The 8,284-nt window shown below is 68.2% G+C and carries 9 protein-coding genes; 8 read left to right on the top strand and 1 reads right to left on the bottom strand.

Annotation, left to right across the window (positions count from 1 at the left end):
* The 8 genes from AC1D2K_RS24290 to AC1D2K_RS24255 all read left to right on the top strand — a co-directional run.
* A partial coding sequence (locus AC1D2K_RS24290; protein WP_478091612.1) for a branched-chain amino acid ABC transporter permease occupies nucleotides 1–920 on the top strand: 920 nt, incomplete at its 5' end.
* Nucleotides 917–1,657, top strand: coding sequence for an ABC transporter ATP-binding protein (locus AC1D2K_RS24285; RefSeq protein WP_478091610.1), 741 nt, complete (start codon nucleotides 917–919; stop codon nucleotides 1,655–1,657). The genes AC1D2K_RS24290 and AC1D2K_RS24285, both read left to right, overlap by 4 nt.
* Entirely contained in the window at nucleotides 1,647–2,375 is a 729-nt protein-coding gene (locus AC1D2K_RS24280) for an ABC transporter ATP-binding protein (protein ID WP_478091608.1), read from the top strand. Before AC1D2K_RS24285 ends, AC1D2K_RS24280 begins: the two co-directional genes overlap by 11 nt.
* Nucleotides 2,376–2,421: 46 nt before the next feature.
* Nucleotides 2,422–3,564 carry an amidohydrolase family protein gene (locus AC1D2K_RS24275; RefSeq protein WP_478091606.1) on the top strand — a complete coding sequence of 381 codons (1,143 nt, stop codon included), beginning with the start codon at nucleotides 2,422–2,424 and terminating at the stop codon, nucleotides 3,562–3,564.
* Between the two features lie 23 nt (nucleotides 3,565–3,587).
* Nucleotides 3,588–4,700: an NADH:flavin oxidoreductase/NADH oxidase gene (locus tag AC1D2K_RS24270; protein WP_478091604.1), complete on the top strand. Its 1,113-nt coding sequence runs from the start codon at nucleotides 3,588–3,590 to the stop codon at nucleotides 4,698–4,700.
* A gap of 29 nt (nucleotides 4,701–4,729) precedes the next feature.
* Complete coding sequence (locus tag AC1D2K_RS24265; protein ID WP_478091602.1) at nucleotides 4,730–5,212, top strand: (2Fe-2S)-binding protein; 483 nt, start codon at nucleotides 4,730–4,732, stop codon at nucleotides 5,210–5,212.
* Complete coding sequence (locus AC1D2K_RS24260) at nucleotides 5,209–7,317, top strand: molybdopterin cofactor-binding domain-containing protein (protein WP_478091600.1); 2,109 nt, start codon at nucleotides 5,209–5,211, stop codon at nucleotides 7,315–7,317. The genes AC1D2K_RS24265 and AC1D2K_RS24260 overlap by 4 nt, the downstream gene beginning before the upstream one ends.
* A gap of 107 nt (nucleotides 7,318–7,424) precedes the next feature.
* Nucleotides 7,425–7,949: a 2'-5' RNA ligase family protein gene (locus AC1D2K_RS24255; protein WP_478091598.1), complete on the top strand. Its 525-nt coding sequence runs from the start codon at nucleotides 7,425–7,427 to the stop codon at nucleotides 7,947–7,949.
* 54 nt (nucleotides 7,950–8,003) lie between these two features.
* On the opposite strand, the gene AC1D2K_RS24250 is transcribed toward AC1D2K_RS24255, so the two are convergent.
* On the bottom strand, nucleotides 8,004–8,284 hold a 281-nt coding region (locus tag AC1D2K_RS24250; protein ID WP_478091596.1), incomplete at its 5' end, for an ATP-binding protein.

Here is an 8,284-nt window from a genome sequence, read left to right as displayed (position 1 = left end):
CCCTGCTGTTGCTCGCCGCGCTGGCCCTGCTGCCCGCGGTGCTCGGTGAGTACTACGTCAACCTCGGCAGCCAGATGCTGATCGCCGTGATCTTCGCCACCAGCCTGAACCTGCTCGTGGGCTACGCGGGCATGACCTCGCTGGGCCACGCAGCCTACCTCGGCCTGTCGGCCTACATCGCCGCCTGGCTCGCACTGAGACTGGGCATCGGCCACGCCATGGCTRCACCCCTCACGCTGCTCGCCACCACGGCGATCGGCGGCGTCTTTGGCTGGATCGCATTGCGCGCCTCCGGGCTCAGCTTTCTCATGCTGACCCTCGCTCTGTCGCAGGTGGTGTGGGGCCTCGCATACCGTTGGACCTCCGTCACCAACGGCGACAACGGCCTCTCGGGCCTCACGCGACCGGCCCCGTTCGGCATCGACATGGAGAACAGCAGTGCCTACTACTGGTTCGTGTTGTCGATCGCGACAGTGGTGTTGCTCGTCGTGGGGCGGCTGGTCAACTCACCCTTCGGCGCGTCACTGCGCGGCACCCGCGATCAGGCACGGCGCATGAGTTCACTCGGCTACAACGTCTGGGCAATTCGGTGGTGCACCTTCGTGGGCGCGAGTTTCGTTGGCGCTGTGGCGGGGCTTCTCTACGTGTACTTCCACAAGTACGTCCATCCGAGCGTGCTGTCGGTGACCTCTTCGGCCGAAGTGCTGCTGAGCGTGATCGCCGGCGGCGCCGGCACGCTGGCGGGGCCTGCCGTCGGCGCCGTCCTCGTGATGCTGCTGAAGAATTACGCATCGGGCTACATCGAGCGCTGGAACATGCTGCTGGGCGCAGTGTTCGTGTTCATCGTGCTGGTGATGCCGCACGGCATCGTGCCTGGCGTGCGCGCGCTGCTGGCCCGCCTGACGGAGAAACGCGCATGACGGCCGCCCTCGAAATCCGGGGACTCCGGAAATCCTTCGGCGGCATCGCCGTCACGCAGGATGTCTCGCTCACGATGCAGCCCGGCGAGCGACGCCTCATCATCGGCCCCAACGGCGCCGGCAAGACCACACTGTTCGGACTGATTGGCGGTGAAATTCGCCCGGATGGCGGTTCGATACGGGTATTCGGCAAAGACGTGACAAAGCTGGCTGTGCGCGCGCGCGCGCGCTGCGGCCTCGCCCGTACTTACCAGATCATCACGCTGTTCCCCAAGGACACGCTGGCGCACAACGTGGTGCTGGGGCTGCTGGCGCTGATGCCGCTGCGCCTCAGTGCCGGCACCGACCTTTCACGGCACGCGGCGCTACATGAACGCGCGGTGCAGCTGCTCGACGGTGTGGGGCTGGGCGCCAAGGCGTTGCACCGCGTGTGCGACGTGTCCTATGGCGAGCAGCGCCGGGTCGAGCTCGCGCTCGGGTTGGCGCAGCAGCCACGCCTGCTGCTGCTCGACGAACCGCTCGCGGGCCTGTCCCAGGACGAGCGCGTGGTCGTGCAGCGGCTGATCGCCCAGGTACCGCGCGAAACCGCGATCCTGATGATCGAACACGACATGGATGTCGCGCTTGAGTTCGCCGAGCAGATCACGGTGCTGCATTATGGGCAGGTCATCGTCGAAGGCGACCGGCGAACCGTGGTGAACCACCCCAGAACGCGGGAGATCTACCTTGGCCACTGATGCATTGAGCGTGAGCGGACTCGACGTTTTCTATGGGCAGAGTCAGGTCGTGCACCGACTCTCGATGAACCTGCATGAAGGCCGAGTGCTTGCACTGCTGGGACGCAACGGCGCCGGCAAGAGCACGTCGCTCAACACCTTCGCGGGACTGCACCAGGCGCGCCGAGGCATCATCAAGCTGGCTGGCCGCCCGATCGAGCGGATGTCGCCGGAAGGCATCGCGCGCGCCGGCATGCGGCTGATACCCCAAGGCCGGCGCATCTTCCCGAACCTCACGGTGCTGGAGAACCTGCAAGTGGCGGAGCAGGCGGCGGCAGGGAACGCAAGCGGCGGCAAGCACGCGTGGAGCCTCGACCGCGTCTACGCCACCTTCGGCCGCCTCAAGGAGCGCACTCGACAACGCGCCGGCACGCTCTCCGGCGGCGAGCAGCAGATGCTCGCCATCGGGCGTGCGTTGATGGGCAACCCGCGCGTGCTGCTGCTGGATGAGCCTTCCGAGGGACTCGCACCGCTGATCGTCGCAGAGGTCGCACAGGCCATCAAGACGCTCAAGGCCGACCGGTTATCGATCGTGCTGGTGGAGCAGAACTTCAACCTGGCGCTCGAAGTGGCGGACGATGTCGTGGTGCTCAACACCGGCCATGTCGTCCATGCCGGCCGCGCCGACTCCGTGCGCGCCGAACCCGAGCTCGCAACCCGTCACCTCGGCGTGTTCTAGGCTCGCCCTCTTTCCAAACATCCAAACACACTCGAACGGACCTCACGTGCTCTACACCTGCGCGCCCCACTGCACCGACCCGACCCACCGCCACACGACGGCGCCCGACCGCCGCGCGCGGTCCGCAGCCCTTTCGATGGCGCACGCGGCGACCGCTTCCGCACCCGTACGCGGCGACCGACCACCCGTAGTCGACGTGCACTGCCACTACCTGAATCCGGACGTCGCCAAGGCCGCGAGCGACCTCGACGTGGGCCGTCACGACCCGAGCGTGATCTATGCGAACGCGCTCACGCGTGAGACCAACGTCGTCCAGATGCGTGAGCGCGCGCCCAAGCTGACCGGCATCGACCAGCGCCTCGACGACATGGACCGCATGGGCATTGACATCCAGGCGGTCAGCCCGGCGCCGTTCCAGTACTTCTACTTCACCCCGCCCGAGCGCGGAGCCGCTCTGGCACGTCAGGTCAACGAGGGCATCGCGGCACTCGTGGCCGACACGCCGCAGCGTTTCGTTGGCTTCGGGTCGGTGCCTCTGCAGAACGTCGAGCTCGCGATCCAGGAATTGGACTACGCCCTTGGCCGGCTCGGCCTGCGCGGGGTGGAGATCAACACCAACGTGAACGGCCTCGACCTGACGGACGCGAAGCTGGGGCTCGAGCCCTTCTTCGCGCGCGCCGACGCGCTCGGCGCGGTGATCTTCCTGCATCCGGTCGGCTTCTCGGAAGGCGCCCGGCTCACTGACCATTACTTCAACAACGTGATCGGCAACCCACTCGACACGACAGTGGCCGTGAGCCACCTGATCTTCGATGGCGTGGTGGCCCGCTACCCGAATATCCGCTTCATCGCGGCGCATGGGGGAGGCTACGTGGCGCACTACTGGGCGCGCATGGACCACGCCTGGAGCGCACGCAAGGATTGCCGCACGGTGATCGATCGCGCGCCTTCGAGCTACCTCAAGACCTTCTACGTCGACACCATGGTGTTCGACCCCGAGATGCTGCGCCACCTGGTCGACCTCTTCGGTGCCGAGCGCGTGCTGCTCGGCACCGACTACCCCTACGACATGGGCGAGGACCATCCGCGGCAGCTGGTCGCCTCGGTGCACGGGCTGTCCAGCGACGAGGTGGACCAGATCGAGGGGCTCAATGCCGTGAAGCTGCTCAACATCGCGCCAATTCGCTGAACCACCGCCTGGAACCATCGCCCATGTCCCCCCTGTTCAGTGAACTCTCGATCGGCGAGATGAGCTTTCCCAATCGCATCGTCGTCTCTCCCATGTGCCAGTACTCGGCGCGCGACGGCGTCGCGAACGACTGGCACCTTCAGCACCTGATGCAGCTCGCCTTGGCGGGCGCTGGCCTGGTCATGGTCGAAGCCACCGCCGTGGAGGCCCGCGGGCGCATCACGCACGGCTGCCTGGGCCTCTACAGCGACGCCGCCGAGGCCGCCCTGTCTCGTGTGCTGCAGGCGGCGCGGGCGGTCGCCGCGCCCGGTACGCGCTTCGGCATCCAGCTCGGCCATGCGGGCCGCAAGGGCTCGGCCCATGTGCCCTGGGAAGGCGCAGGCCCGCTGACGGCGGACGGCGACGGCGGGCCGCCGTGGCGCTGCGCGGCGCCGAGCGCACTGCCCTTCGCGCCGGACTGGGACACGCCGCAAGCGCTCGACGACGCCGGCATCGAACGACTGGTCAACGCCTATGTCGACGCCGCGCAACGCGCGGTTCGCCTGGGCTTCGACGTCATCGAGCTGCACTGCGCGCATGGCTATCTGCTGCACCAGTTTCAATCGCCACTCGCGAACCTGCGAGATGACGCCTGGGGCGGAGATGCGACCGGGCGCGACCGGCTGGCGCTGCACATCGCGCAGCGCCTGCGCGAGCACGTGCCCAGCAGCCGTGTGCTCGGAGCGCGCATCACCGGCACCGACTGGGCAGAAGGCGGCCTCGGGCCCGATGACGCCGTTCGGCTGGCCCAGGGCCTCAAGGACATCGGCTTCGGCTACGTGTGCGTCAGCAGCGGCTTCGTGGTCCGCGGTGAGCGCATTCCCTTCGGCCCCGGCTTCCAGGTTGGGCTGGCCGCAGAAGTTCGGCGCCGCAGCGGAATCGCCACTCGCGCCGTCGGCGGCATCAGCGAGCCGGCGCAGGCAGCCGACATCGTGGCCTCGGGATTCGCGGATCAGGTCGCGCTGGCACGCCCGTTCCTCGCCGATCCGCGCTGGGTCTGGCGGGCGGCGGAGACGCTCGGCGTCACTCCCTACTACCCGCCGCCGTATCGGCGCGCGGCCGGTCTGCGCAAGCCGGCCAGGGCCTTGAACGCCTGAGCCCGCAGGCCCCGGTTGGCATCGACCCTATGACATCCTCCTTCGAACTCAAGGTCAACGGCACTGCGCACCACGTCCAGGCCGACGAAAACGACCTGCTGCTCTACGTGCTGCGCAACGACCTCGACTGCAAGGGTGTGCGCTTCGGCTGCGGGGCGGGCCACTGCGGCGCCTGCACCGTCTGGATGGACGGCCGTGCTGTCCAGTCCTGCGACATGCCGCTATGGGGTACCGTCGGACGCGAGCTCACCACGGTCGAGCAGTTGCGGCATGACCCGGTGGGCGCGGTCGTGCTCGACGCCTTCGTCACGCTGCAGGCGGCGCAGTGCGGTTACTGCATCAACGGCATCCTGATGTCGGTGACCGCCATGCTCCACCGTACCGCCGCGCCGACCGAGGCCGAGTTGCAAGAGACGATGCACCGGCATTTGTGCCGCTGCGGCGCCCACGCGCGCATCCTGAAGGCGATCAAGGCAGCCGCCGCACGGCTGCATACGGAAGACCAGCCATGACGAGTTCCACGCCGCCGGCCATCCTTGCGCATCCGCGCCTGCGCCAATGGCTGAGCATCGGGCCGGAACGCCAAGTCACGGTGTTCACAGGCAAGGTCGAGTTGGGTCAGGGCATCGAAACAGYCCTGGTGCAGATCGCCTGCGACGCACTCGGCTTGACGCCGAAGCAGGTTTTGCTGGTGGCCGGCCACACCGATCGCTCCCCTGACGAGGGCTACACGGCGGGCAGCCTTTCGGTCCAGTATGGCGGGGCCGCGCTGCGGTGGGCCTGCGCGCATGCCTACACGCTCTTCAACGCGCTTGCGGCGCTGCACCTGGACGTTGCGCCCGCCGACCTGCAAGTCGACGCAGGTTGCTTTCGCAATGCGGGCGGCGAGCGACAGATCGACTACTGGGCGCTTGCGCCCGCGATCGACCTCGACATCGCAATCGTCGCATCTCCCGCCAGCGCTCGAACTGCGCCCGAGCCCTATGTGGGTCGCTCGCTGCCACGCGTGGACCTCATGGCCAAGCTGACTGGCGCAGGCTATGTGCAGGACCTCGTCATTCCCGGCATGCAGCATGTGCGCATGCTGCGCGGTCGGCATCCTTCGCAGCGACTGGCTTCGGTGCCGCTGGCTGAATTGCAGGCGCTCCCGGGCGTGTCGCAGGTGGTGCACTGCGGCCGGTTCCTGGCGCTCGTGGGGCCGCATGAAGGCGCTCTGGTACGCGCACTACCGAAGGCTCGCAAGCTGCTCGACTTCGGCCCTCTGCCTGATCCGCATGCGGGCCAAGACACGGTCGCGTTGTTGCAGGGTCTTCCCGACAGCCCGAGGCGCGTGCACGAGGCGGGCGTGCCGGGCACCCGGCTCCAGACCTGCAGCGCCACCTATTCGCGGCCCTACCTTGCGCACGCGTCGATCGGGCCGGCCTGCGCGCTGGCCGACCCCCGCGGCGGACGCCTGCGCATCTGGTCTCACACGCAGGGTGTCTATCCACTGCGCGATCAGATCGCCGCGGCACTGCGCCGCGAGGCCGGCACCGTCGAGGTCATCCATGCGCCGGGCGCCGGCTGCTACGGCCACAACGGCGCCGACGATGCGGCCTTCGACGCCGCCTTCGTTGCCACTCTCATCGGCGTGCCGGTGCGGGTGCAGTGGATGCGCGAAGACGAGATGTCGATGTCGCCGTTCGGTTCGGCCAGCGTGGTGCGGCTCACGGCCGGACTCGACGATGCCGGCCGCATCGGCAGCTGGGCCCTATCCCTGTGGAGCCACACCCACATGAACCGACCTGGCTGGGGCGAAGGCGTCAACCTGCTCGGCGCCTGGGAGATCGACCCGCCGCTGCCGCAGCCGACCGCGCGCGACCTTCCGCTGCCGATGGGCGGCGGTGACCGCAATGCCATCGCGCTGTACGACATGCCCCATCAGCACGTCGACTACCACTTCATTGCCAGCTCCCCGGTGCGCGTCTCCGCGCTGCGCTCGCTCGGCTCCTATGCCAACCTGTACGCGATCGAGAGCTTCATGGACGAGCTGGCGCAATTCGCGGGCAGCGACCCGGTCGAGTTCCGCCTGCGTCATCTGAGCGATCCACGCGCCCGCGCGGTACTCGAGACCGCGGCCGACATGGCGGGCTGGAGCCAGCGCGGCGAAAAAGGCAACGGCAGCGGCCTGGGAATCGCCGTCGGCCGCTACAAGAATCAGGCCGCGTACTGCGCCATCGCCATGCAGGTCAGCGTCGAGGAGAAGATCCGGGTCGAGAAGGTCTGGGCTGCGGTCGACGCCGGTGCGGTTGTCAATCCTGATGGCCTGGTCAATCAGATCGAAGGCGGCCTGCTCCAATCGCTCAGCTGGACGCTGAAGGAAAGCGTGACCTGGGATCGAACCGGCATCACCTCATGCGACTGGGAGCACTACCCGATCCTCGGCTTCGACGAGATCCCGGCAATCGCCGTCCGGGTGATCGAGCGGCCGCAGGAACCCAGTCTCGGCGTCGGAGAAGCCGCCGCGGGTCCGGCCGCCGCGGCCGTCGCCAACGCTGTGGCCCATGCGTTGGATTTGCGCGTCAGGCAACTGCCCATGTCTGCGGACCGCCTGGCGCATCTGATCGCGGCGATCTGAGGGCCGGTCGCCCAGAACCTCGAGGCGCTCGGCAACCGCGTCATGGCTGCAACTCGGCCGCGCACTCTGTAGATCAGCGAGAGGTCCGGCGAGCTACGATCGGGCCCATGGCGATCTCCGCGTTCGCAGTCAAGGTTCCCGCAGCCGAGCCGCTCGTCGTCGATCTGCGCGCGCAGTTCGATGCCACAGCGAAGCTGGGCGTTCCGGCACACATCACGGTGCTGGTTCCGTTCATGCCGCCGCAGCGCATCACCCCGGCCGTGCTCGGCCGGGCGCAGCGGGCCCTGGACCGCGTCCCGGCCTTCTCCTTTTCGCTGGCCGCGGTCGCACGCTTCCCCGCGACTGCGTACCTGCTGCCGGAACCGGCCGGCCCCTTCGTCGCCCTGACCGAGGCGCTGGTGCACGCCTTCCCGGACTTCCTGCCCTATGGGGGCGCCCATGAGGGTGGCGTCGTTCCGCACCTGACGGTCGCCCACGGCGATGTCGCCGAGGCCGATGCGGCAACAGCCGAACTGCAGCGTCGCATGAGCGCCCTCGAGGTCCCGGTCGAAGCCGTGTGCGACGCAGTCGTGCTGCTGGAGAACTCGACCGGACGCTGGACGGAGATGCACGTCTTTCACTTGCGGCAGTAGATACCCACGCGATCGGCCATGACGGAATCCTCCTGACCAGGGCCTGGACAGGCCCTAGCTTGCGCCGTCTTCGACCGTATCGGGCGGTTCGCGTCTCGGCAGCGTGACCGTGAATTCTGCCCCGCCGTCCGAAGCGTTGGCCGCCGCGATCTCGCCGCCGTGCGCGCTCACCACCGCCTTGCAGATCGCCAGCCCGAGCCCGACGCCCGGCGTGGCGGACTCGGCCTGGCCGCGGGTGAACTTGTCGAACAGCTGCTGCTCGTGGCCCCGCATGGCGTTCGGCAGGCCGGGGCCGTGGTCGCGCACCGTGAGCACCAGGCTCCTCGGCGTGACGC

Source organism: Variovorax sp. P1_H12_2, assembly GCF_056405335.1.
The sequence above is the reverse complement of the archived record's forward strand: the minus strand, read 5'-3'. Positions and strand labels throughout refer to the sequence as shown.

Excerpts from the sequence above, each read along its gene's own strand:
- AC1D2K_RS24285 (WP_478091610.1), top strand. The coding sequence starts at position 917 with ATGACGGCCGCCCTCGAAATCCGGGGACTCCGGAAATCCTTCGGCGGC.
- AC1D2K_RS24270 (WP_478091604.1), top strand. The coding sequence starts at position 3,588 with ATGTCCCCCCTGTTCAGTGAACTCTCGATCGGCGAGATGAGCTTTCCC.
- AC1D2K_RS24265 (WP_478091602.1), top strand. The coding sequence starts at position 4,730 with ATGACATCCTCCTTCGAACTCAAGGTCAACGGCACTGCGCACCACGTC.
- AC1D2K_RS24255 (WP_478091598.1), top strand. The coding sequence starts at position 7,425 with ATGGCGATCTCCGCGTTCGCAGTCAAGGTTCCCGCAGCCGAGCCGCTC.